Genomic DNA, 22,702 nt, shown 5'->3' with positions numbered 1-22,702 from the left:
CGGCTTTCGTCTGGCTTTGAAGTGATCGGTCTTGCGGCAACGGTCGCCCAAGCAGTTGCCCGGCGACCAAATACCTAGATAGCGCACGCAGGCGCGGTGTCACCCGCGCGCAATATCAATCAAATTGTCTCGTAGCGTGCAAGACGGCGCATCATCGCGTCGCGTTCTTCCAGCAGATCCAGCACCAAAGCGACCCCGGCAATATTGATGCCAAGATCACGGTTAAGCCGTCTGGCTTTCTTGGCGCGGGCAATGCTGGCCCCCACAAACCGCCAATTCCCGCTGGTGCTGCCCATGGGGTCAATCACCCCGTGTTCGACCAGTTCGATCACCCATGTTTCATCTGCCTGACAAAATCTGCACAGGTCAGGTAACGACAGGGCATCCAGAACATCACTATTCATCGTTGTCTTTTTCATTTCATTTCCCTCCAAGACCGGCCCGCGGATCAAAGGCCAAGTCTTTGGCCATTTTCTCGAAGAACGCGCGCGCCTCTTCTGTTTCAACCTTTGGATTTACGATTTTCAAAGTGGCATAGATATTGCCCGCTGGTGTACCGGGCAGTCCCTTGCCTTTCAGCCGCATTTTCTGACCGGATCGCGCATTTTCGGGAATGCGCAGGTCCACCTTGCCGCCGGGCGTCGGCATAACGACGTGACCACCCAATGCGGCCTCCCACGGGGCGATGGGCAAATCGAGGTAAAGGTCTTTCCCCTCTGGCCGGTATATCGGGTGCGGCGCAAAGGCGACTTCAAGGAACAGATCGCCCGCGGCCTTGGCCCCCGGTGCCCCCTGGCCTGCCAGCCGGATATGCTGCCCTGCCGACACCCCTTTGGGAACATGCACCGATACTTTGCGATCCTGCATGGTGACGGTGCCGTTTGGTCCGACAACCGGCGATCGCAGGCTCAATATGCGATCGGCACCGCTATAGGCATCTTCGATCGAAATCTCGACACGCCCGTGGCTGTCGGCACCCCTGCCCGATCCCATCCTCATGCCGCCCGTCGGGCCGGACCCGCGGCGAAAAAGGGTTTCAAAGAAATCGCTGAACCCTTCGTCGCCCTGCGGGCCACCTTCGGAAAACGCGAATCCGTTGTCCCAATCAGGTGGAGGCTGATAGCGGCCTTGGCCTTGGGGCGGCTCTTTGCCCAACTGATCATAGGCCGCGCGGCGTTCAGGGTCTTTCAACACCTCATAGGCTTCGTTCACATCTTTAAACATTGCCTCGGCGTCAGCACCTGCATTGATATCGGGGTGGTATTTTCGCGCGCCTTTGCGGAACGCCTTTTTGATCTCGTCGGCCGTTGCATCGCGCGCGACGCCAAGCACCTTGTAGTAGTCTTTGAATTCCATTTGCCAAACGTCCATTGATAACTGTTGATTTCATAATGCCAGCAAATTTTAACGACCGTTTGATCTGTATCATTTTACCGTCCGCGACCGATGTTACTTTGTACTCCACTGCCCCAGTTCGTTGACCGGGCGCATTTTTTGGAATGGAGAACACTATGAAGCGCCGCTCGATATTATACGTCATGACCATCGACACCCCCGACACGCTGATCAGCGAGGCCGCAGAAGCCGCAGCCGTGAAGGACAGCCGTTTGATTTGCCTGATCTTGGGCGCATCGCCGTTCTTTCCGGTCTATGTATCGCCCTACGGCGCGGGCACCGTCCCCGATAACTGGACCGAACTGGTCGCCGAGGCACAGCAAACGCAACAAGACCGCGTGCAAGAAGTCGAAGCCCTGCTGGCCCGAAGCAACGTGTCAGGCGATGTGCAATCGGCAATGTGCGCCACGACAGACGCAAAACATGCTGTCGCCCGTGTGGCGCGTGTCTGCGACGAGGCCTATCTGGCCGCAAACCTGCGTGACAACCCTGATTTCCTACGCGAGGCGGCATCGGGCATCTTGTTCCATTCTCCAATCGGCCTGCGGATCAACGGGTCTATCGCGGATAAGGTTGACCGTGTTTTTGTCGCTTGGGATGACAGCGAAGCGGCGGCAAGCGCGCTGCACGCCGCCCTGCCCTATCTGACCGAGGCAAAAGAAGTGGTGATCGCCAGCATTGACCCGTTGATGACCGAACAAGCCGATGGTCAAGATCCCGGCGCAGATGTCGCCGCATGGCTCAGCCACCACGGCTGCAACGTCACCGTTTCGCAGTACCCAAGCGGCAAGCTGGCCATCGATAAATGCATTCAGGATCGCGCACAGGAATTCGGGGCCGACCTTGTGGTGATGGGTGCGTATGGGCACGCACGCATGGTTCAGGCGGTTCTGGGCGGCACGACACGGTCGATGATCGAACAAACCGAAATGCCGGTGTTCTTGGCACATTAATACGCCGCACATACGGAATGACCTAATAAACGGGCCGCTGAATAACAGGGAGCCATTCCGAGTTGTAGGACACGCGCCCTACCTGCCTGCCGACCGAGAGGTCGGCAGGCTCTTGTTTTTCAGACCTAAATTTGCCTGGAGTTTTCGCCATCAGGAGCGAACTGGCGGGAAGTTAGAACTTCCCGCAGCGAGCTGCATTTTTTGTCCGCTTGATTTCGTCAATGGCCAGACGTGCGGAGCCAACCCCAAGAAGCGAGACCGCCGGCGGGACGACCGTCCTCACTTGCCTGACCTCGCCAGGATTCTCTACCAACGGTGACTGTTCCGCGGCACGCTGATGTGGGCAAAACACCAAGGTCGATGACGAGTTGAAACGGAAAGGGGGTGTCCGCAAGTCGTGTTGGCCTGCTGTGAGCCCAAAATTACCTTATTGGACAGGTTCTTTGAGTTTGCTGTATGCCCTGCTGGGAACAAGAAGGGTGCCGGGAGCTATGGAAGTCGTATTGAGTTTTCTTATCGAATGGATAGAGAAACGTTTCGAGAAACATACAGTCGCGAAGCTTTTCTTGGTTTTATTAACTTTCATATTCGGATTCTGGCTGGCCTACATGGAGTGGAAATCTCGCGGACTCCTCTGATTGGCAGCAAAGTCCGCATTGCCGATGAACGCGACTTACGGGCACCCCAACGGAAATCGGGCGACAGTTTCCTGCCGCCCGTGTCCTACAACTCGGAATGGCTCCGAATAACAGCGGCCCGTTTTCTATTCTCTACAGGTTTTCGAACTGATGGGTTTCAAAATCTAAACAGGAAAGTTCCCGTTATCAAAAGGATCATATGCCGGATCCTCGGGCGCTGTATCTGGCTGCGGTACCTCTGACGGGGCCGGGTTCTGCTTTGGGTCCTGCGGGCCGGTTGGCTGCGGGGGCTCTGAAGCGGGTTTGGGATCGTTCAGCGGGGGTACTTCTTTGAAAGGCTTGTCAGCAGGCGGACGTGAATTTGCGTTGGACATGGTTTTTCCTTTGCTTGAGGTCCGGCCAAACTACCGCCCATTGCCCCGCCTGACTTGATCGGCATCAACTGTCCCACCCGCCATTTTTCCGCCCCTGATACGGCCCTGCCCAATGATTGATGTGCATCAATCTCTACAGTCTCGAATCGTATATTCGTTTTCTCAGGTGTGTGGGGCATTGCTGCTGGCCTGACACAGATTTGTTCCTTCACCGATATGCCATGATCGCAGCAGCACAGTTTTCCCCATGGCCGTTTTCGTTGCCTTGCGGAAACGACCAACACTAACAACACTGGAGATGTTCCATGACTATGAATCCTGCCGACGAATTCCCATTCGCTGACGGCATCAAACGCAGCCGCAATGTAATGATCGCCCTTGGTGTCGTCATGATCCTTATGGGCTTTGCGGCGATCGTATTCCCGTTGATCAGCACGTTGGGCGTTGTGTGGATGACAGCCGTCATGCTGATCATTGCAAGCATCGCCCAAACCATTGGCGCGTTCAGCTATCCCAAATGGGGCGGTGTCATCCTTGGCCTTTTGATCGCAGCGGTTTGGCTGATCGGCGGGTTGTATTTGATGATCTTCCCCTTGGAAGGTGTCGTTGTCCTGACGATCATCCTTGCCGCGATGTTCCTGGCTGAAGGTGTCATCAAGACCGTGCTTTCGTTCCGCATGCGGCCGCTTTCCGGTTGGGGATGGTTGCTTTTTGACGGTTTGATCACCGCCGTTTTGGGTGCCGTGTTGATCTGGCAGATGCCGTCAGCCGCACTCTGGGCCTTGGGCACGCTTGCCGGGATCAGCATCATCATTTCAGGCTGGACACTCATCATGATCCCCATCGCCGTAAGCCGCGCGTTTGGTGACATCACCGACATCGACCAAACCACCTAACAGAATTTCAACCCCGCCTCGGAGAATGGATTTCTATTCTACGCAATCATTTCCAAGGCATGCTCTAGGAGAGTGACATGAACAAGAAAAACGATATTTCACCCTATACCGAATGGGTCAAAAGCCGCCTCGACGAGATGGAAGCCGTGCTAAAGGTCGTTGAGAACACAGTCGAAGGCGTCGCCGCAGACACCCGCAAGAACGCGGATCAGACGGTCAAGGACATGAAAAAACACCGCGATGCGTTCAAGGCCAAGCTCAAGGACGAATACAAAGACGACGCAAAGGCGTGGAGCGAGACCCGCGAGAAGCTCGAAAAGGAATGGGACGCGTTCGAAGATAACGTAGAGGCCTATTGGAAAAGCGTTGGCGAAAAGTCGGGTGCGGTCGAAGACGCCTTTAAGGCACAAGCCGAGGCCCAGCAAAAAGCCTGGAACGATACCGCAGAGCGTATCCGACAGGCCGCTGCCGAATTCAAGGCAGACCGTGATGCAGAAGTCGACGCAGCCGTCGCCAAAGCGGATCAGATGGCCCAGAATGCAGGGGCCAAGCTGGGACACATGGGCGATGCGGGCAAAGCATCATGGGCCGCTTTGCGATCCGCTTTGACTGAATCCCGTTCGGCCTTTGATGCCGCGAACACAAAAGCCCAAGCCGCGTTCAAGGACGCGATGAAAAAGAACCAGAAAACGTGAACGTATAGGCCCCGTTGATCCGGGGCCGCGCGATAAGGGTATGTCGCATCGGGGTGCCGGGGTATATTCAATCCGGCACCCCGTTTTTTACCGAACCGCGCAGATCACCCTAACCAAGGAAAAGAGCCATATGAAACAAGCAACCAACGACCGGGTGAAGATTGCGTTGCTGGTTGGCGCTGTTTCTGGCCTTGTTTTGGGCATTGCCTTTTATCTGGCGGGTAAAAGCGATCTGGCGACGTTGCTGTGGATTATCGGGGTGGTGCCGGTTCTGATCGCCCTGTTGGTCGAGATTTTGCGCAGCTTATCGCGTGGTGACGTGGGGCTGGACATCGTCGCGGCGCTGTCGATGACCGCTGCCCTCACCTTTGGTGAAACCCTTGCAGCGGCTGTTGTGGCGGTAATGTATTCCGGTGGCACTTTTCTGGAAATCTTTGCCCAAGGCCGCGCCCGCCGCGAGATGCACGACCTGCTGGCCCGCGTCCCCCGTACCGCGACGCGCCATAGAAACGGCAGCCTCGAAGAAATCCCTCTTGATGAAATCGAACCCGGCGACCTGCTGTTGATCCGCAAGGGCGACACGGTCGCGGTTGACGGTACGGTTGCCTCTGATGTGGCGTTTGTCGACACATCCGCCCTGACCGGCGAAGCCTTGCCCGCACGGCTGACGCAGGGGACACCCGCCATGAGCGGCTCCACCAATGCGGGCGAGCCGTTCGAGCTGACAGCGACGCACCGCGCCAGTGAAAGCACCTATGCCGGTATTATGCGCCTTGTCGAAGAAGCCCAACGGTCCAAGGCCCCGATGGCGCGGTTGGCCGATCGTTGGTCGCTTGGCTTTCTGATTGTGACGGTCGCAATCGCCTTTGCGGCATGGTGGTTTACCGGCGATCCGATCCGCGCCGTTGCGGTGCTGGTGATCGCGACGCCCTGCCCGCTTATCTTGGCGGTGCCCGTGGCACTGGTCGCGGGGCTGTCACGCGCCGCGCATTTTGGTGTCCTGATCAAAGGGTCCGGCGTTCTTGAAAAGATGGCGCGCATTCAAACGCTGATCCTGGATAAAACCGGCACCTTGACCGACGGACGGCCCCGGATCGTTTCCATCCAAACCCATACTGACATTTCCGAGGATGACATACTTGGCCTTGCCGCCGCGCTTGATCAGACCTCGACCCATCCGGTTGCACAGGCCATCGTCGCCGCAGCAAAGGCACGCAACCTTGCGCTTCCCGTCCCGTCAAAGGTGCTTGAGGCCCCCGGCGAAGGCATTTCAGGTCGTATTGAAGGGCGCGATGTCATCGTGGGTGGCGAAGGGTTTGTGGCACAACAGGTCGGCGCAACAGGCACGTCCGATCTGGCGCGCGCGGCAGGTTCGGTTGTCGTTGCTGTGGCCGTGGACGGCGCAATGGCTGGACATCTCGTAATGGCTGACCCACTTCGCGAGGGTATTGCCGCCATGCTGGCCAGCCTTCGCCGGACTGGGGTTTTGCGGATTTTGCTTGCGACGGGCGATCGGGCAGCCGTGGCCAAAGATGTAACCAAAGACCTTAACCTAGACGGTGTTCGGGCTGACCTCACCCCTGAGCAAAAGGTGCTGCTGGTGCTGACCGAACGCAAGAACGGCCCGGTGATGATGGTTGGCGACGGTGTGAACGATGCGCCTGCCCTTGCTGCCGCCGATGTGGGGGTGGCCATGGGTGCGCGGGGTGCTGCTGCCTCGGCCGAGGCGGCAGATGTGGTGTTGCTGATCGACCGTGTTGACCGGTTGGCGCTGGGCATGGATATCGCGGGCCGGTCGCGTGGCATCGCCCTGCAAAGCGTGGTTGCGGGGATCGGCTTGTCGGTGATCGGCATGATTGCTGCGGCCTTCGGCTATCTGACACCCGTCCAAGGCGCGCTGATCCAAGAGGTGATCGACGTGGCCGTTATCTTGAATGCCCTTCGGGCGCTGCGCATCACCCCCACTGACCTGCCGATTTCCGAAGCGCGATAGAATACCGGGCCGATGATTGACGCAGGTCAATTATCGTGCGGCCGATCTGGTGTATCCGGATGATACATTCGCGTTGCTTTTGAAAGGGCCGGAAGATGGCAAATATAGCCTCACTTCATGATACAACATCACTAGCAACGCGCCCCAGCCCCCCGCCAAAACCGAACCTGTATTCCAATACCACACCGGAGCACCGTTCACATATCCATGCGACGATGGAACAGGCCATGGACAAGGGGCTGAAGGCGGCTCAGGCGCGTTTCACTGGTGGCATATCCCCCATTGCACTTGCTGCCGCATATTCGGACTGGCTGTTGCATCTGTCTTCGGCCCCCGGCAAGCAGCTTGAGCTGTTAGAGAAAGCCGGCAAAAAAATATGGCGGTTCGCGAACCACGCCGCCCGTTGTGCCAAAAATCCGAACACGCCCGACACCTGCATCACGCCGCTGCCTCAGGACAGGCGGTTCAAAGACGAAGCGTGGCAGCAATGGCCCTTCAATATGATCTCGCAGGGGTTCTTGTTGAACCAGCAATGGTGGCAAAATGCGACCACAGGTGTTGCAGGCGTCACCCGCCAGCACGAAGACGTGGTGACCTTTGTAACGCGTCAGATCCTTGACGTTTATTCACCCTCCAACTTTGCGCTTACCAACCCCGAGGTATTGGCCAAAACTGCAAGCGAAGGCGGCATGAACCTGGTGCGCGGCTGGCAGAATTTCCTTGAGGACGCAGCGCGGGCGAATACCGGCGAAAAGCCCGTCGGCCTTGAGGAATTTCAAGTCGGCGGGAATTTGGCGACGACCCCCGGCAAGGTCGTGTACCGCAACCGGCTGATCGAACTGATCCAATACGCCCCTACGACGGACAAGGTCCGGCCCGAGCCCATTCTTATCGTCCCTGCGTGGATCATGAAATATTACATTCTTGATCTAAGCGCGGAAAATTCCTTTGTCCGGTATCTGACGGCGCAGGGGTTCACCGTGTTCATGATCTCGTGGAAGAACCCCGATGGCGATGACCGCGATCTGGGCATGGATGATTACCTTTCCAGCGGGGTGATGGATGCGGTTAACGCGGTCGATACAATCACCGGCGGCCAGCACATTCACGCGGTGGGCTATTGTCTGGGCGGTACGTTGTTGTCGATCGCCGCAGCCGCGATGGCGCGCGACAATGATACGCGGCTAAAAAGCCTGACGCTTTTAGCGGCACAGGTTGATTTCACGCAAGCGGGCGAATTGACGCTGTTCATCAACGACAGCCAGCTTGCCTATCTTGATGATATGATGTGGGATAAGGGCTATCTTGATACCAAACAGATGGCCGGCGCATTCCAGCTTTTGCGGTCGAATGATCTGGTTTGGTCGCGGGTTATTCACGACTACCTGATGGGCGGCCGGTCCGAGATGAACGACCTGATGGCGTGGAACGCAGACGCGACGCGCATGCCCTACAAGATGCATTCGCAATACCTGCGGCAGCTGTTTTTGAACAACGACCTTGCCGAAGGGCGTTTTCTGGTGGCCGGCGAACCGGTTGCGATCACCGATATCCGCGCACCCGTCTTTATGGTGGGCACTGAACGCGATCATGTGGCCCCGTGGCATTCGGTTTATAAGTTCAATCTTTTGTCCGACACCGATGTCAGCTTTGTTTTGACAAATGGCGGGCATAACGCGGGTATCGTGTCCGAACCCGGCCACCCCCATCGCCACTATCGCATGCGCGCCAAGCACAAGGATGCACCCTATCACGACCCCGACCGCTGGTTTGCCGACGCCGACGTCGTTGACGGATCTTGGTGGCCTGCCCTTGTTTCGTGGTTGGAAGACAAATCCGGCGCACCGGTCGCCCCGCCCCCGATGGGCACCAAAGAAGACAAATACGCGCCGCTCTGTGATGCGCCCGGCACCTATATTTTTCAGGAGTAATCACCGATGTTTATGACAGCCCTGAAAGGCGCGATCTGATGCAATTCATTGAGAACCGAACATTCGACGAAATCAAAGTCGGCGAAAGCGCGGAACTGACCCGCACGCTTAAGCCCGCAGATATCGAACTGTTTGCGGTCATGTCCGGCGATGTGAACCCCGCGCATGTGGATCAGGAATACGCCCATTCGGACATGTTCCACAAAGTGATTGCGCATGGGATGTGGGGCGGCGCGCTGATCTCTGCGGTGTTGGGCACGGAACTGCCCGGGCCGGGAACGATCTATCTGAACCAGAATTTGAAATTCCTGCAGGCCGTCGGGCTGGGCGATACTGTGACGATCCGTGTCACGGTCACCGAGAAAAACGCAAAGCACAATCATGTCACCCTGGACTGCCTGTGCACGAACCAAAAGGGCGAAACCGTCATCGAGGGGGAGGCGCTGGTCGTGGCCCCCACTGCCAAAGTCCGCCGCCCCCGCGTGGTGTTGCCCGAGGTGCATCTGCACGAGCGCGGTAGCCGGTTCGAGAAACTGATTAGCGCGACATCGTCCTTGGCAGCGGTGCCGACTGCCGTCGTTCACCCCTGTGATGCCGCGTCTTTGAACGGCGCGCTTGAGGCAGGTGAAAAGGGCATCATCGTTCCGGTTCTGGTCGGACCACGCGCAAAAATCGAAGCGGCAGCACAAGATGCGGGCTGCGATCTGTCCGGCGTTGAAATCATTGACGTGCCCCACAGCCATGCCGCCGCCGAACAGGCCGTCGCACTGGCCCGCGCGGGCACGGTCAATATGTTGATGAAAGGCAAAATCCACACCGATGAATTGCTAAGACCCGCCTTGGACAAAGCGACCGGATTGCGCACTGAACGCCGGATGAGCCATATTTTCGCGCTGGATGTGCCGACCTACCCCAAGCTTTTGCTGATCAGTGATGCCGCAATCAATACGTTCCCGGATCTGCCTGCCAAACGCGACATCGTGCAAAATGCCATCGACCTTGCCAAAGCCCTAGGTATCGATCTGCCCAAGGTGGCGCTGCTGTCAGCGGTAGAGACTGTGACCTCCAACCTTCCTTCGACGGTCGATGCCGCGGCCTTGTGCAAGATGGCGGATCGCGGCCAGATTACCGGCGGGCTGCTTGATGGGCCGCTTGCGTTTGATAACGCCATTTCAAAAGCCGCCGCCGATGCCAAAGGGATCGTATCGGACGTGGCGGGGCAAGCGGATATCCTGATCGTGCCCGACCTTGAATCGGGCAACATGATTGCAAAACAGTTGATCTATCTTGCCGGGGCAGATGCGGGCGGGGTCGTATTGGGGGCACGTGTTCCAATCGTGCTGACCAGCCGGGCCGATGGCGTATTGTCACGCATCGCGTCTGCGGCGATGGCGCAAATATTTGCCCATAGCACGAACACCGGCCCCACCCCATGAGCGGGGTTTTCCTGACACTGAACGCCGGATCATCAAGCCTGAAATTCGCGGTCTTTGAACGGGATACAACGTCAGCTGTGCCTATGATCAGCGGCAAGATCACCGGGATCGGGGAAAACGCGGTGTTTTACGCACGCGACAGCCAAGGCCGCGCCCTTGGCGCAGACTTGCCGGAAACGCTGGATGCCTCTGCGAGCCACGAACAAGTGATCGCGATGCTTCTTCCGTGGTTGGAAAACCACCAAAGCTTTGGCTCGCTTGTCGCTGTTGGGCACAGGGTCGTGCACGGCGGGCAGAATTTCACCAAGCCGACACGCATTTCCGACGCGGTGCTGCAACAGCTTCAGACCCTGTCGCCGCTTGCCCCGTTGCACCAGCCCCATAACATCGCCGCCATCCACGCGGTGGCGCATTGGCAGCCCGACCTGCCCCAAATCGCCTGTTTCGACACCAGTTTTCACCGCACGCAGGACCCGCTTGCACAGGCCTTTGCCCTGCCCCGCGACCTGACCGACGAAGGTATCCTGCGCTACGGGTTTCACGGTCTTTCCTATGACTATATCGCCAGCGTCCTGCCCGATCACCTAGGCCCAGAGGCCGAGGGCCGTGTGATGGTCGCACATCTTGGCAACGGGGCCAGCATCTGTGCCATGAAGGGCCGCAAAAGCAGGGCGACCAGCATGGGGTTCACCGCGCTGGATGGCCTGATGATGGGCACCCGCTGTGGCGCGCTGGACCCCGGCGTCGTGTTATACCTGATGCAGGCCAAAGCGATGGACGCCCCTGAAATCCAAGACCTGCTGTACAATAAATCCGGCCTCTTGGGGGTCTCTGGCATCAGCAATGACGTTCAGGTGCTGCAAGACAGCGCCGATCCGCACGCAGCGGATGCCATTGCGCTTTTCTGTTATCGCGCGGCCAGCACTTTGGCGGGTCTTTTGCCCTCAATTGGCGGGCTGGACGCATTGGTGTTCACTGCCGGTATCGGCGAAAATTCCGCCCTGATCCGCCAAGGGATATGTGACCGTCTTGCATGGCTGGGGGTCAAGCTGGACGCCGGGGCGAACGCTGCCAATGCCACACGGATAGATGCGGCGGACAGTCGGGTCAAAACCCTTGTTTTGCCCACGAACGAGGAACTGACCGTGGCAAACGCCTGCCGCAGCTTTGCGTTCTGATCGCACCCACCGCAAACGCCCCCTTCCGCGCCCCTAAGTCTGCCGCGCAGAACACATTTCATGCCTCGATCTCTGGTAAGCCTCGCCGCATTGATCTTCATCAACCCGGTTTAGAAAAACGTAACTAACAAGGGAGCTACGGCTAAGCGAGGAGGACGGCAGCATGCTAAAAGCAACAAAGGCGCTCAAGGGGGTAAGCGACCCTGATGAGTGCGCGCAGCCCCTACTGGCTGGCCGGTTTATTCCTGACAATCAAGACGATAGCGGTGGAATGACACATGTGGGGTAAGGCAATAAAGATTACGCAACTGCGCGGATTTGACATCAAGATCGACGCCAGTTGGCTGCTGATAGCGGCGCTGATGGTCTGGAGCCTTTCAACAACCTATTTCCCCAGCCAACTGCCTGATGCCGACCGACCGACGATCTGGGCGATCTCTGTGATCGCAATGCTCGGGCTGTTCGGGTCGCTGCTGCTTCATGAACTGGCCCACGCCATAGTTGCCCGCCGGTTTGGCGTCGAGGTTTCGGGCATCACCTTGTTTTTGTTCGGCGGCGTTGCCGAGCTTCAGTCAGAACCGCTGAGCGGTAACACCGAGTTCTGGATTGCAATCGCCGGACCCTTTGCCAGCCTTTCCATCGCGCTGGCCTTTTGGTTCATCGAACTACTGGCCTATTTCGCAGGGCTATCGGAGGCGGTCCAATCGGTCCTTTCATATTTGGCCATCATCAACCTGGTCCTTGCGCTGTTTAATCTTTTGCCCGCCTTTCCCATGGACGGCGGACGCGTCTTGCGCGCGTGGCTTTGGGCGCGCTCAGGCGATCTGCTAGTGTCGACACGCACCGCGGTCACGGTCTCGACTTTCTTTGCCTACGGTCTAATTGCGCTTGGCCTTTATGGTGTGTTTTCGGGGTCTATGGTTTCAGGGATATGGCCCGTGCTGATCGCGCTGTTCTTGCTTGCGACATCGCGGGCGACATTGATCCAGCTTGAAACGAGGGTGGCCTTGGACGGGCGCACGGTGGCCAGCCTGATGACCCATGATCCGTGGACGGTCGACCCAAGCCTGTCTCTTTCAGAGCTGGTAAATCGGGTCTTTCTCAAGCGGTCAATCAGCTTTGCCCCCGTGGTCGAAAACGACACGCTACTTGGCTATGTTGATACGCAGATCGTGCACAAGATTGACCGCGAACATTGGACCACCACCATCGTCGAAGACGTGGTAGAACCAACAGCGCCCGATAACACTGTTTCCTTTGATATGATGGCGTTGGATTTGTTCAAGTTGATGCAGAAAACCGGGCGGCGCAAATTCCTGGTTGTGGGGGCGCATGGCCTTGTCGGGGTGATCACGCTTTCAAATATGATGGCACTGTTGAACGTTTCTAGGGATATTAGGTAGCGCGCCGCGCTGATGTGTGAAAAACTAATCCGGTGATTTTAAGTATTATCGGCCACTGTTTTTGACGCGGAAGTGAACACATGGAAATTGAAGATGACGGTGCTGTCCTGCTTGCACTACTTGATGCGGCAGTCGATGCCATTCTTATCTCGGATCAATCTGGCAAGATATTACGTCTGAACAAGGCTGCTGCGACTCTTTTCGGTCATACGGTTGAACAACTTACAGGTCAGAACGTGAAAGTTCTGATGCCGCAGGATATGGCCGTTCGTCATGACGGTTTCCTGCGCAATCACCTTGATACTGGCGAAAAACGGATCATCGGGCTGGGCCGCGACGTCGAAGGCATACGTGCAGATGGCACGATCTTTCCGCTGCATCTTTCGGTCGGGCGTGCGGACATCGCCGGCGAAGTCGCGTTTGTCGGCATTTTGCATGATCAATCCATAAGACGTGCAGCCGAGGAAGCCGCTGCACGGTCTCAGCGCATGGATGCAATCGGACAAATGACAGGCGGCATCGCGCATGATTTCAACAATTTGCTTGCCGTCGTCATCGGGAACCTTGAGCTGTTGGAGATGGAAGAAACCGCCGAGAAAAGCCGCGCGATGATCACCGACGCGCTTGAGGCGGCAGAGCTGGGCGCGGATCTTACATCCCGATTGATGGTGTTTGCGCGCACGACCAGCCTCAAGCTCGAGACGATCGCGATGAACGATCAGGTGTCCAAAGCCGTCGCCATGCTGAAGCGGACGATCGGCGCACATGTGAGCATCGAAGCGTCGCTGGCAGAGGATTTGTGGCACACCAGCGCAGATGCGACACAGCTGCAAACCGCAGTTCTGAACCTGGCGCTGAATGCACAGGATGCGATGCCGGATGGCGGCAAGGTATTCTTTGAAACCCGGAATGTTGTTCTGGACGACACCTATATCGCCCAAGAGATCGGCATCAATACCGGCAGCTATGTCCGTTTGTCTGTCAGCGACACCGGCGAAGGCATGTCCACCGAAACGCGCAACCGCGCGATGGAACCGTTTTTCACTACAAAACCAACCGGCGAAGGTACCGGGCTTGGCCTTTCGATGGTCTATGGTTTCGTCAAGCAATCTTCGGGTCACGTCACGATCTACAGCGAGATGGGCCAAGGCACCACGATCAGCTTGTATTTCCCCGCCTCCAAGGACGCGGATACCAAGAATGTTGTGGATAAAGACCAAGATCAAGCCGATGAGACCATCGGCGGCGGCCGCGTGATCCTTTTGGTGGAAGACGATGTTCGGGTGATGCGCCTGTCCAAAGCCCGCCTGCTGGCCTTTGGGTTCCAGTGTGTCACTGCCGAAACGGCTGATGCCGCATGGGTGATTGTGCAAGAGCGCGACGATATCGATCTGGTTTTCACCGATTTGGTGATGCCCGGCAAAATGACCGGCCATGATCTTGCCCAGCGGATTGCCGCAGAGAAACCGCACCTGCGGGTGTTGATGACCTCAGGGTTTTTTGAGGGCGTGCTGCGCATGGAAGACATCGGTGCCGATACCGCGATCCTGCGCAAACCGTATCGCCAAGCCGAACTGGCCTTGGCCCTTCAAGCAGTATTCGAGGATACAAAACCCTGATCAACGGCGCGTTCTGCCAGCATATAGCCGATGCCGCGCACCGTCTTGATTAAAATCGGCCGCGATACGTCGCGCTCGATCTTTTTGCGCAAGCGTGCCACTTGGTTATCGATGGTCCGGTCCAACGGAGTCCAGTCATGCCCGCCGATCAGATCCATCAATCTGTCGCGTGACAGCGGTTTTTTGGGGTTGTTCAAAAATACCGTCAACAGCTTGAAATCTGCTGTTGTCAGCTCGCAATGCTGACCAGCACGGTCAATCAAAAGCATCCGGTCCAGCCCGATCTTCAAACCATCCAGATCAAGCAACCCCTCGTTTGTCGGCTCTGTGCTGGCAGGTTCAGCCGCCACCGGCGCATGTCGTTCGGAACGGCGTAAAACCGAATGAACCCGCGCCAGAACTTCGCGGACATGAAACGGCTTGGTCAGATAATCATCAGCGCCAAGTTCCAGCCCGACCACGCGATCAATCACGTCATCCTTGCCGGTCAGCATAATAATCGGAACGTCGTGATCGCGGCGAATCTCTCGGGCGACGTTCAGGCCGTCTTCGTCACCAAGGTTCAAATCCAAGGTAACAAGATGCGGCACACCGTCCGCAAAGGCATCACGAACGTCTTGGGAGTTGGCCGCTTCGTCCACAACGTAGCCATCCCCTTCGAGACAGCGCCGAAGGAGCGTACGAATTTTGGCATCGTCATCGACGACGAGGACTCTCTTTTGCGGCATGGCTCCAATCACCTCACGAAAATATCATACAATAAAAGTAAAAAAACTCCACCCGCTTAAGTGGAGGTATCGCAATGATACAAACCGATACAAATCGATACAGCGGCGTGCGTCTTGCTGCGACCAATAATTGAGAATGTGTCTCCAAGCAAATTGGGGATTTCAAAATGTACGTAACACTTTCAAACGATACTGCACCAGCAACACTGACAATGGCCACGAACCTGATGCGGCAACCAGCCGCACCAAATAGCCAGCAAAGAAATCATGCCACTGGCACGCATCTGTTTCACGAAGGTGATACCGCCAACCACGTCTACGAAGTAAAAACAGGTGTTTTGCGCCTGACACGGGTGCTTGAGAATGGCCGCCGGCAGGTTATCGCGTTCGGGTTGCCCGGCGATATCATCGGCTTTCCCAACGGGGATGCGCATCACACAGATTGCGACGTAGTGGCCACAGCCGAAATCATCGCGCATCGTCGTTCTACATTGGAAACCGGCGCAGGCGATCCTGAAACACATCAGCGCCTTTTGCACGCGGCATTGCGTGAAATCACCGCCATGCAAGACCATTTCATGATGCTTGCCCGCAAATCAGCGTCCGAGAAAGTCGCGTCCTTCCTTTTGGCCATATCCAGCCGCACAGGATCGCCATTGGGCAACTATACAACGTTTTCGCTGCCCATGAGCCGCGCCGACATCGCCGATTTCTTGGGCCTCACGGTCGAAACAGTCAGCCGCACATTCAGCATTCTGCGCAAGGAAGGTATCATTTCCCTCGAAACACCCCAGACGGTTCTGGTTCTCGACATGGAAGCGCTGCTTGACGCGTCACAAACCGACGACTGAACCCATCATCATCGTTATAACCGCTACGTATGATGCCCCAAATTATGACCGCCGACAGAAATGTCGGCGGTCATATTCGTTTTCAAAGACCTGCGTTCAGCATCAATCGGGCATATCCGAAACAGGGTTCGCATCACCGTTCATCCGTTCAAAAATCGCCATAGTCATCCCGCCGATCCCCAGCAGAACCAGTGCAAAGTTGGCCATCCACCCCAAAAATGGAATGAAGTTCAACAGCGACGCCAATGTAACACCAATGACAAGCGCCAGCAGCCGCACCCAGATCTTCGGGTTTTCATCAGAGCCAAAGCTGTGCACGACCCGCATGCTAAGCGCATAGGCCCCAAGGATGTAACCAAGCGTCCAGACAGCGATCAAGGCGAGCAGGATAATCGGCACAAGCGGCAGACCAACCACCGTCAAAGCGCTGATCAGCACCAGACCGAACAGAATCGACAGGCCGATGACACCAGACAGCAATGCCATACCGGGCCGCGATTCGATCTTGCGGCGCAGATGCCGGACGCGGTCTGGAACAAGGGCCAGAAACAACGCACCGATCACGACAAAGAACCCAACAGTGATCAGGAACGCACCAAACAGCGACATAAAGGTCGGCAATGCAGGATATTCCCAGTCAGACCATATCTCTTGCGCGTCTTTCACCACCTCGCTGCGGTGATAGGGTTCATATGTAATCCGGTCCGCAGTGATCACATGTTCGGGGATATCCATGAGGGTCGGCGCAGAATAGGTTAGCCGACCACCGATGCGGGCATCCCGCCCGAACATCAAGGTTTCACCTGCCATCAAGACGTCGCCGTCCACCTTGGCATTCAGGGTCACCTTACCGCCAGCCGCTACAACCGCGCCGCCGACCGGCCCTTCAATCGTGACCTGCGCCCCTGTCAGACGGGCATTGCCGATAACCTCGGATTCTGGGGCGGTCCTGACGCTGAAACCGGACGCTGTTAGATCGCCGCCAACCGTGCCTCTCAGGGTGGCCGAAACCCCCATAAGATATAGATCGCCGCCAGTTGCCGCGTCTGCATCAACGTCAAATCCAACTGCATGGGCGTCATGGGCGATTTCACCGCGCAGGATGACCGATGTCCCCGTTGCAAACACATCTCGTGTGGCCTGCAACGGTGCCGTTGTGTCACCTGCCCTGAATATATCACCGCCAAACGCGCGATCCGCAGTGTCTGCCAAGCTTTGGCTCGCCATGGCCATCGCGGCACATGTCGACAGTATTCTGATGAGTCCGATCATCACAAATCTCCTCTAATACATAAATGTATCGGAAGCTTGCGCCTGCTGGCGCGCAATTGTGTTGATCGGCATCAATTGTCAGGGGTGAAAGCACAGCATCAGCTACCGACCGGCGGCGAGAACCGAAAATTCGTTATTTTTCAATACATTATACGTGCTTATTAAACCACATCATCGCGCTGTCAGCGACATACTGAAAGCAAGAAAAGGATACTCATTACATTTACTATTCAATGACTTACAGCATCAACCTAATGCATATCCAGCGCCGCGCACTGTGCGGATCGGATCTTCGCCACCATGCTGGGTCAACGCTTTGCGAAGCCGTGCGATATGGACGTCGACGGTGCGCGTATCCACATAGATGTCGCGGCCCCAGACGTGATCCAACAGCTGATCCCGGCTGAACACACGGCCCGGACGTTCCAGCAATGTCACCAGCAACCGGTATTCCGTCGGCCCAAGTTTCAGCGCTTGTTTGGCGCGGTTCACACGGTGGGTTTCAGGATCAAGGGTAATATCGTCAAAGCTAAGCGACGCGCCCCCTGTCGCAGGCCGTACACGGCGCAATTGGGTGCGGACACGGGCCATCAATTCACGCATGGAATACGGCTTGACCACATAGTCGTCCGCGCCGGTTTCAAGGCCCCGCACGGTGTCGACTTCCTCGGATCGGGCAGACAGCATGATCACGGGGATATGGCGTGTGTCCTCGCGGGTTTTCAGTTGGCGGCACACCTCGATCCCGCTCAGCAGCGGCATCATCCAGTCAAGGATTACCAGATCAGGCAGGGCTTCGGCGACCAGCAGCATCGCCTCTTCGCCGTTTTCAGCACGCCGGACTTCGAACCCTTCGGACGTCAGGTTATAGGCCAGAATTTCGCGCTGCGCCGGTTCGTCTTCGACCAATAATATCTGAGGATGCGCCACAGACATCGTTTAGCCCTTCAGCCTTGTCGAGGTATCGTCGGCCTTTGGCCGGTCCTCGTCCGGTTGCGTACCGGTGACCAGATACACGACCTGTTCGGCGATCGACGTCACTAAATCACCCATGCGTTCCACGTTTTTGGCGATGAAATGCAGGTGCATACAGGATGTGATGTTGCGCGGGTCTTCCATCATAAAGGTCAGGAATTCGCGGAACAATGCGTTGTACATTTGGTCCACGTCTTTGTCGCGCGCGATGACGTCCATGGCCAGTTCAGCATCACGTTGAACATAGCAATCCAGCGCGTCCTTCAGCATCGCCTCAACGGTTTTACACATACGCCGGATCGCGCCAGTGCTGTCGCTGACTTCGGGCAGTTGGGCCAAAACCGCGTTCCGCTTGGCCATGTTTTTCGCATAATCACCAATGCGTTCAAGGCTGGCGCTGATCTTGATCACGCTCAGGATCAGACGCAAATCAATCGCGGTCGGGGCACGCAATGCGATGACGCGGGCGGCGCGTTCGTTGATCAGCTCTTCGAGCGCATCAATCGCTTTGTCCCCGTCGCGCACCTGTGCGGCCAGTTCTTCATCGCGGGCTTCAAGCGATTGCGCGGCAAGGCGAATGGCGTCTTCAACCATTCCGCCCATTTTCATGATCTGCGCCTGAACGCTTTCCAGGTCGCGGTCAAAAGCAGAGGCAATGTGTTGATCTGGCATGATATTATCCAATCCGGCCTGTGATATAGCTTTCCGTCCGAGGGTCCTCGGGCGATGTGAAAATCTTGTCTGTGGCACCGTATTCAACCAAGTTACCCAAGTGGAAAAACGCTGTTTTCTGGCTGACCCGCGCGGCTTGCTGCATCGAGTGCGTGACAATCACGACCGAATAATCCTGACGCAGCTCGTCGATCAGCTCTTCGACCTGCGCGGTTGCGATCGGGTCAAGCGCGGAACAAGGCTCGTCCATCAACAGTACTTCGGGTTCGGTCGCGATGGCGCGGGCGATGCACAAACGTTGCTGTTGGCCACCCGACAGGCCCGTACCGGGCGCTTGCAGGCGGTCTTTGACCTCGTTCCAGATCGCGGCGCGTTTCAGCGCACGCTCGACGATGTCATCCAGTTCGCTTTTGTTGCGCGACAAGCCGTGAATACGAGGGCCGTACGCCACGTTGTCATAGATCGATTTGGGGAACGGGTTCGGCTTTTGAAACACCATCCCGACCTTGGCGCGCAACTGCACCGGATCAACGCTGCTGTCATAGATGTCTTCGCCGTCAATCAGGATATCCCCTTCGACGCGGCAGATATCAATTGTGTCGTTCATCCTGTTGATACAACGCAAGAAAGTCGATTTTCCACAACCCGACGGACCGATAAAGGCCGTTACGGTTTTGTCTTGGATTTCGACCGAAACATCCTTGATAGCGCGGTTTTCACCATAATAGACCTGCACGTTACGGGCCGAGATTTTGATCTTGTCTGTGGTCACGTCCATCTCCGAAATAATATTATCTTTCATAGCCTTACCGCCCATCCTTACCAACGCCGCTCGAACCTGCGCCGCAGCATAACGGCAATGGCGTTCATGGTAATCAGGAACACCAGCAGGATAATGATACCGCCCCAGGCCCGCTCGTAGAATGCGGGGTCGGCGCGTTTGGCCCATTCATAGATCTGCGCGGGCATGGCCGAGTTCGGGTCCATCAGGCCCGACGCGATCCCGTCAGGTGCGTTCGAGGCGATAAAACCGACCATACCGATCAACAGCAAGGGCGCGGTTTCACCCAAGGCCTGCGCCAGACCGATGATCGTGCCTGTCAGAATACCCGGCGCGGCCAAAGGCAGCACGTGGTGGAACACCGACTGCATTTTCGACGCCCCGACCCCCAACGCCGCATCGCGGATGCTGGGCGGCACGGATTTCAACGATGCGCGGGTCGAGATAATGATCGTGGGCAGCGTCATCAGCGTCAGCACCAGACCACCGACCAGCGGGGCCGAGTTCGGCAGATGCATATAATTGATGAACACGGCCAGACCCAAGATACCGAACACAATCGACGGCACCGCCGCAAGGTTCGAGATGTTGACCTCGATAATGTCGGTGATCCAGTTCTTGGGGGCGAATTCCTCGAGGTAGATCGACGCGGCCACACCGATGGGCAGTGCCAGCGCCAACACCACCAGCATCATAAACAGCGAGCCGATCATCGACACGCCCATACCGGCGGCCTCGGGGCGGGCATCTGAGGCGTCCGCGCCGGTGATAAAGGCCAGGTTAAAGCGTTTTTCAAGCGCACCGTCCTTGATCAATGCATCGACCAGATCCAGTTGCTCTGCGTTGATGCTTTTGTCGTTTGCAATGCTCGCGCGGGTCACACGCCCCTTCATGTAGCCGTCAACGCGGCTGTTGGTCAGGAACCGGAATTCTACCGACGTGCCGATCAGATCGGGGTTCGCCAGCACAAAGTCCCGCAGTTGTGCAGCAGCGTCCTTGGACAGCAGCGCAGCCATTTCTTTGGGCTTCAGATCGCTCTCGACATCGCTCTGCGCGACCTTCTTTTCAAGTGCTGCGGCCATCAGGGGGGCATATCCAAAGGTCGACACCTTTTTGATGTCCTCCAGATCGCGGTTGCCCTTTTTGTCCAGCTTTGCCTCGAGCAGTTGCACATCCAGCGTCAGAAACGTCTGTTGAAAGGCACCCGCCCCGCGTCCGATGATCGTGACCAGCAAGATCACCAGCATCAGCAGGCCCACCGAAATCGCGGCAACGCCATAGGCCTTGAACCGGGTTTCGGCGCGGTTGCGTCTGATCGTCCGCGCATCTTGGCGCAGCAGTGAATTTTGCGGCGTGGTCGAATTTGACATATCGGTCATTCGTACTGCTCCCGGTATTTGCGCACGATATAAAGTGCCAGCACATTCAGCCCCAGCGTCAGCACGAACAGTGTCAGGCCAAGGGCAAAAGCAACGAGGGTTTCAGGGCTGGCAAAGTCGGTATCGCCGGTTAACTGGCTGACGATGCGGGTGGTGATCGTCGTCATCGCCTCGAGCGGGTTCGGGGAAATGCGGGCGATGGCCCCTGCCCCCAAGACCACAATCATGGTTTCACCAATCGCGCGGCTGGCCGCCAACAAGATCGCGCCCACGATGCCCGGCAACGCCGCTGGCAACACAACCTGGCGGATGGTTTCCGAATGGGTCGCACCCAGACCAAAGGACCCGTCGCGCAGCGATTGTGGCACCGCGTTGATAATGTCGTCACTCAGCGAGGATACAAAGGGGATCAGCATGATGCCCATCACCAAACCCGCGGTCAGCACCGATGTGGCGCCGGTCATCCAGTCCAGCCCCAAGATACCGTCTTCGCCGCGGCCAAACAGTCTGACCAGAAACGGCCCGACTGTCAGCAGTGCGAAAAGACCGTAAACAATGGTGGGAATACCGGCGAGGATCTCAAGCAGTGGCTTGGCGAAAGCGCGGACTTTGCTGTTGGCATATTCCGACAGATAGATTGCTGCGAACAATCCGATGGGCACAGCCACCAGCAGCGCGATGATCGAGATGTAGATCGTACCCCAGAGCAGCGGCAAGATCGACAGATCACTGTCACCGCGAAAGTTTGGTGCCCATTTCGACCCAAGAAAGAAATCCTGCCAAGGGTGTAGTTTAAAGAAGTTGATCGATTCAAACAGCATCGAGAACACGATGCCCACGGTCGTAAGGATCGCCAGCGATGCCGCAAGGATCAGCAGCGCCAGAACAAAGCGTTCGACCATATTGCGCGCGCGGAATGTTGGCGTCGTCGCCATCAGCGCAACCGCGAGACCGCCAATTGCAATGACCATCACGACCGCAATCATCAGCCATTGGCCGGTCGACTGCAGGCCACGGTAACGCTGTGCGGCGGCCAAGACGTCTGCCCCCACGTCAGAACCCAACGCAACCCCCGTGCCGGCCAGAATAGAGCGTACATCGTCGGCGGCAGTCAGGTTTTTAGCAGCGTCCACTGTCAACGCGCCGGTCTGTACGGCACCGTCCAGCCCGTCCGCCACACGGCGCACGTCGCTCATGACCAGATTAACGGATGAACCTTCGGAAATCGCAGCTTGCGGGATCATTTCGATCACCGCGTTCTGGACCAGCATCGGCTGGATCAACAACCAGATCGCCAGCACAAACAAAGCCGGGATCGCCGTCAACATCGCAGCGTTATAACCATAGTAGTTAGGCAAGGAATGCAGTTTGCGGGCATCGCCGCCTGCCAATGACATCGCGCGACTGCGCGCGGAAACAAAGGCAAATACCGCCAGTAACAAGATCACAAGAACAAGCAGCGTGGTCGGTGCCACATTTAGAAGATTGCTCACGAAAGGCCCCCAATCGTGCCCTTGTGAAACGGGCGGTCGA

General features: G+C 57.0%; 19 protein-coding genes. 10 read left to right on the top strand and 9 right to left on the bottom strand.

Translation table 11 applies throughout. The annotated features are described in order from the left end of the window. Positions 1-119 precede the first annotated feature (119 nt). The gene (locus KZZ06_RS02690; RefSeq protein ID WP_219578469.1) at positions 120-419 is read right to left on the bottom strand and encodes a chaperone modulator CbpM; all 300 of its coding nucleotides are present in this window, start codon (positions 417-419) and stop codon (positions 120-122) included. Between the two features lies 1 nt (position 420). Then, positions 421-1,371, bottom strand: a complete 951-nt coding sequence (locus tag KZZ06_RS02685) for a DnaJ C-terminal domain-containing protein (RefSeq protein ID WP_257884165.1) — start codon at positions 1,369-1,371, stop codon at positions 421-423. A 140-nt stretch (positions 1,372-1,511) separates the two neighbouring features. Between KZZ06_RS02685 and KZZ06_RS02680 the strand changes: the two genes are divergently transcribed. The 9 genes from KZZ06_RS02680 (at position 1,512) to KZZ06_RS02640 (ending at position 14,511) form a co-directional block, all read left to right on the top strand. Then, positions 1,512-2,348, top strand: a complete 837-nt coding sequence (locus KZZ06_RS02680) for a universal stress protein (protein WP_257884164.1) — start codon at positions 1,512-1,514, stop codon at positions 2,346-2,348. Between the two features lie 1,317 nt (positions 2,349-3,665). Further along, a complete protein-coding gene (locus KZZ06_RS02675; RefSeq protein WP_219578467.1) occupies positions 3,666-4,256 on the top strand; it encodes an HdeD family acid-resistance protein in 591 nt (196 codons plus the stop codon). A 77-nt stretch (positions 4,257-4,333) separates the two neighbouring features. Further along, positions 4,334-4,951 carry a hypothetical protein gene (locus KZZ06_RS02670; RefSeq protein ID WP_219578466.1) on the top strand — a complete coding sequence of 206 codons (618 nt, stop codon included), beginning with the start codon at positions 4,334-4,336 and terminating at the stop codon, positions 4,949-4,951. A gap of 130 nt (positions 4,952-5,081) precedes the next feature. Continuing rightward, positions 5,082-6,944 (top strand): heavy metal translocating P-type ATPase, encoded by a 1,863-nt coding sequence (locus tag KZZ06_RS02665; protein WP_219578465.1) that lies wholly within the window; start codon positions 5,082-5,084, stop codon positions 6,942-6,944. Positions 6,945-7,171: 227 nt separating this feature from the next. Further along, complete coding sequence (locus KZZ06_RS02660; protein ID WP_306664290.1) at positions 7,172-8,875, top strand: alpha/beta hydrolase; 1,704 nt, start codon at positions 7,172-7,174, stop codon at positions 8,873-8,875. 38 nt (positions 8,876-8,913) lie between these two features. Continuing rightward, positions 8,914-10,311 carry a bifunctional enoyl-CoA hydratase/phosphate acetyltransferase gene (locus KZZ06_RS02655; RefSeq protein WP_219578463.1) on the top strand — a complete coding sequence of 466 codons (1,398 nt, stop codon included), beginning with the start codon at positions 8,914-8,916 and terminating at the stop codon, positions 10,309-10,311. Continuing rightward, positions 10,308-11,489, top strand: coding sequence for an acetate/propionate family kinase (locus KZZ06_RS02650; protein ID WP_219578462.1), 1,182 nt, complete (start codon positions 10,308-10,310; stop codon positions 11,487-11,489). The genes KZZ06_RS02655 and KZZ06_RS02650 overlap by 4 nt, the downstream gene beginning before the upstream one ends. 278 nt (positions 11,490-11,767) lie before the next feature. After that, on the top strand, positions 11,768-12,892 hold the full coding sequence (locus KZZ06_RS02645) for a site-2 protease family protein (RefSeq protein ID WP_219578461.1): 1,125 nt from the start codon (positions 11,768-11,770) through the stop codon (positions 12,890-12,892). Between the two features lie 80 nt (positions 12,893-12,972). Further along, positions 12,973-14,511 (top strand): ATP-binding protein, encoded by a 1,539-nt coding sequence (locus tag KZZ06_RS02640; protein ID WP_219578460.1) that lies wholly within the window; start codon positions 12,973-12,975, stop codon positions 14,509-14,511. On the opposite strand, the gene KZZ06_RS02635 is transcribed toward KZZ06_RS02640, so the two are convergent. After that, positions 14,481-15,239, bottom strand: a complete 759-nt coding sequence (locus KZZ06_RS02635; protein WP_219578459.1) for a response regulator — start codon at positions 15,237-15,239, stop codon at positions 14,481-14,483. The genes KZZ06_RS02640 and KZZ06_RS02635 overlap by 31 nt on opposite strands. Positions 15,240-15,406: 167 nt before the next feature. Between KZZ06_RS02635 and KZZ06_RS02630 the strand changes: the two genes are divergently transcribed. Further along, positions 15,407-16,090, top strand: a complete 684-nt coding sequence (locus tag KZZ06_RS02630; RefSeq protein ID WP_219578458.1) for a helix-turn-helix domain-containing protein — start codon at positions 15,407-15,409, stop codon at positions 16,088-16,090. Between the two features lie 102 nt (positions 16,091-16,192). On the opposite strand, the gene KZZ06_RS02625 is transcribed toward KZZ06_RS02630, so the two are convergent. The 6 genes from KZZ06_RS02625 to pstC form a co-directional block, all read right to left on the bottom strand. Continuing rightward, positions 16,193-17,362 carry a hypothetical protein gene (locus tag KZZ06_RS02625; protein WP_219578457.1) on the bottom strand — a complete coding sequence of 390 codons (1,170 nt, stop codon included), beginning with the start codon at positions 17,360-17,362 and terminating at the stop codon, positions 16,193-16,195. A 246-nt stretch (positions 17,363-17,608) separates the two neighbouring features. Continuing rightward, positions 17,609-18,298, bottom strand: coding sequence for a phosphate regulon transcriptional regulator PhoB (gene phoB, locus KZZ06_RS02620; RefSeq protein WP_219578456.1), 690 nt, complete (start codon positions 18,296-18,298; stop codon positions 17,609-17,611). Positions 18,299-18,301: 3 nt separating this feature from the next. After that, positions 18,302-19,009, bottom strand: coding sequence for a phosphate signaling complex protein PhoU (phoU, locus tag KZZ06_RS02615; RefSeq protein WP_219578455.1), 708 nt, complete (start codon positions 19,007-19,009; stop codon positions 18,302-18,304). Positions 19,010-19,013: 4 nt separating this feature from the next. After that, positions 19,014-19,811: a phosphate ABC transporter ATP-binding protein PstB gene (gene pstB / locus KZZ06_RS02610; RefSeq protein WP_219578454.1), complete on the bottom strand. Its 798-nt coding sequence runs from the start codon at positions 19,809-19,811 to the stop codon at positions 19,014-19,016. Between the two features lie 17 nt (positions 19,812-19,828). Then, complete coding sequence (gene pstA / locus KZZ06_RS02605) at positions 19,829-21,169, bottom strand: phosphate ABC transporter permease PstA (protein ID WP_219578453.1); 1,341 nt, start codon at positions 21,167-21,169, stop codon at positions 19,829-19,831. Then, positions 21,166-22,662 carry a phosphate ABC transporter permease subunit PstC gene (gene pstC, locus KZZ06_RS02600; RefSeq protein WP_308339992.1) on the bottom strand — a complete coding sequence of 499 codons (1,497 nt, stop codon included), beginning with the start codon at positions 22,660-22,662 and terminating at the stop codon, positions 21,166-21,168. The genes pstA and pstC overlap by 4 nt, the downstream gene beginning before the upstream one ends. Positions 22,663-22,702 lie beyond the last annotated feature (40 nt).

The sequence above is a fragment of the Sulfitobacter sp. CW3 genome, from assembly GCF_019392245.1.
Classification (GTDB): domain Bacteria; phylum Pseudomonadota; class Alphaproteobacteria; order Rhodobacterales; family Rhodobacteraceae; genus Sulfitobacter.
Note: the sequence above shows the minus strand (reverse complement) of the source record. Positions and strands in the feature narration are given on the sequence as shown.

Bases quoted from the DNA above. Each gene is read 5' to 3' on its own strand.
- KZZ06_RS02690 (WP_219578469.1), bottom strand. From the start codon at position 419: ATGAAAAAGACAACGATGAATAGTGATGTTCTGGATGCCCTGTCGTTA.
- KZZ06_RS02685 (WP_257884165.1), bottom strand. From the start codon at position 1,371: ATGGACGTTTGGCAAATGGAATTCAAAGACTACTACAAGGTGCTTGGC.
- KZZ06_RS02680 (WP_257884164.1), top strand. From the start codon at position 1,512: ATGAAGCGCCGCTCGATATTATACGTCATGACCATCGACACCCCCGAC.
- KZZ06_RS02675 (WP_219578467.1), top strand. From the start codon at position 3,666: ATGACTATGAATCCTGCCGACGAATTCCCATTCGCTGACGGCATCAAA.
- KZZ06_RS02670 (WP_219578466.1), top strand. From the start codon at position 4,334: ATGAACAAGAAAAACGATATTTCACCCTATACCGAATGGGTCAAAAGC.
- KZZ06_RS02665 (WP_219578465.1), top strand. From the start codon at position 5,082: ATGAAACAAGCAACCAACGACCGGGTGAAGATTGCGTTGCTGGTTGGC.
- KZZ06_RS02660 (WP_306664290.1), top strand. From the start codon at position 7,172: ATGGACAAGGGGCTGAAGGCGGCTCAGGCGCGTTTCACTGGTGGCATA.
- KZZ06_RS02655 (WP_219578463.1), top strand. From the start codon at position 8,914: ATGCAATTCATTGAGAACCGAACATTCGACGAAATCAAAGTCGGCGAA.
- KZZ06_RS02650 (WP_219578462.1), top strand. From the start codon at position 10,308: ATGAGCGGGGTTTTCCTGACACTGAACGCCGGATCATCAAGCCTGAAA.
- KZZ06_RS02645 (WP_219578461.1), top strand. From the start codon at position 11,768: ATGTGGGGTAAGGCAATAAAGATTACGCAACTGCGCGGATTTGACATC.
- KZZ06_RS02640 (WP_219578460.1), top strand. From the start codon at position 12,973: ATGGAAATTGAAGATGACGGTGCTGTCCTGCTTGCACTACTTGATGCG.
- KZZ06_RS02635 (WP_219578459.1), bottom strand. From the start codon at position 15,239: ATGCCGCAAAAGAGAGTCCTCGTCGTCGATGACGATGCCAAAATTCGT.
- KZZ06_RS02630 (WP_219578458.1), top strand. From the start codon at position 15,407: ATGTACGTAACACTTTCAAACGATACTGCACCAGCAACACTGACAATG.
- KZZ06_RS02625 (WP_219578457.1), bottom strand. From the start codon at position 17,362: ATGATCGGACTCATCAGAATACTGTCGACATGTGCCGCGATGGCCATG.
- phoB (WP_219578456.1), bottom strand. From the start codon at position 18,298: ATGTCTGTGGCGCATCCTCAGATATTATTGGTCGAAGACGAACCGGCG.
- phoU (WP_219578455.1), bottom strand. From the start codon at position 19,009: ATGCCAGATCAACACATTGCCTCTGCTTTTGACCGCGACCTGGAAAGC.
- pstB (WP_219578454.1), bottom strand. From the start codon at position 19,811: ATGAAAGATAATATTATTTCGGAGATGGACGTGACCACAGACAAGATC.
- pstA (WP_219578453.1), bottom strand. From the start codon at position 21,169: ATGACCGATATGTCAAATTCGACCACGCCGCAAAATTCACTGCTGCGC.